Annotated in this window: 2 protein-coding genes; both read left to right on the forward strand. The window is 35.7% G+C overall.

All coding sequences use genetic code 11. From position 1 onward, the window contains the following. Positions 1 to 13: 13 nt before the first annotated feature. Positions 14 to 493 carry a thiosulfate oxidation carrier protein SoxY gene (locus P6N22_RS10625; RefSeq protein ID WP_280332797.1) on the forward strand — a complete coding sequence of 160 codons (480 nt, stop codon included), beginning with the start codon at positions 14 to 16 and terminating at the stop codon, positions 491 to 493. Positions 494 to 542: 49 nt separating this feature from the next. Further along, a complete protein-coding gene (gene soxZ / locus P6N22_RS10630; RefSeq protein WP_280332799.1) occupies positions 543 to 857 on the forward strand; it encodes a thiosulfate oxidation carrier complex protein SoxZ in 315 nt (104 codons plus the stop codon). Positions 858 to 874 lie beyond the last annotated feature (17 nt).

The raw sequence follows: 874 nt of genomic DNA on the forward strand, positions 1-874 counted from the left end.
AAAGGAAAAGATTATGGAAAGAAGACAATTTTTAAGTATGACTTTAGGTGCATTAGCTTTAGCTGTTGTACCTGCAAGCGTAAGAGCTGAGGATTTCAGAAAATCTAAACCAGCTGTATGGAGTGCTCACACTGTAGATGAAGCTATCAAAGCTATGTATGGTAAAACTGACCTTACTATGAGCGGTATTAAATTAACTGCTGCTAACGTTGCATCTGACAGCCCGAAAAAAGCTGTTGCATCTAACGGTGGTGCTATTCCAGTAGATTTTTCAGTATCTGTTCCTGCTAAAACTGTAGCAGTATTCCAAGATGCTAACCCAGAAGCTGCTGTATGTGTTTTCACAGTAACAAAATACGATGCTATGGATTATTCAATCAAAATCAAAATGGCTAAATCTGGTACTATTACTATCGTAGCTGAAGGTACTGACGGTAAACTTTATGCTGCTAAACAAACTCTAGATGTTGCACTTGGTGGATGTGAAGGTTAATCCCTTTTCATATATTGATTTAATAAAGAAAAAACTATAAGGATAAAAAATGTCTGCAATTAAAGTAAAAGCAAAATTAAAAGGTGGCGTTGTTGAAGTAAAAGCTATGGCTAAACACGAAATGACAACTTATAACATGGCTGAGAAAAAAACTGGAGATAGAGAAAACGCTAACTTCATTGAGCACATCTCTGCTACAATCAACGGTGAGACTGTTTGGGAATTATCAACTTCTCAATTCTTATCTAAAAACCCTATCTTCGCATTCTCTTTAAAAGGAATCGGTGCTAAAGGTGATGAAGTTCAAATCGTTGCTGTTGATAGAAAAGGTAACACATTGAAAGGGAATGGTAAAATTAAATAATTTTACTCTTCTTTCCC

The organism is Sulfurimonas sp. C5, assembly GCF_029872055.1.
Classification (GTDB): domain Bacteria; phylum Campylobacterota; class Campylobacteria; order Campylobacterales; family Sulfurimonadaceae; genus Sulfurimonas.

Bases quoted from the DNA above. Each gene is read 5' to 3' on its own strand.
- P6N22_RS10625 (WP_280332797.1), top strand. From the start codon at position 14: ATGGAAAGAAGACAATTTTTAAGTATGACTTTAGGTGCATTAGCTTTA.
- soxZ (WP_280332799.1), top strand. From the start codon at position 543: ATGTCTGCAATTAAAGTAAAAGCAAAATTAAAAGGTGGCGTTGTTGAA.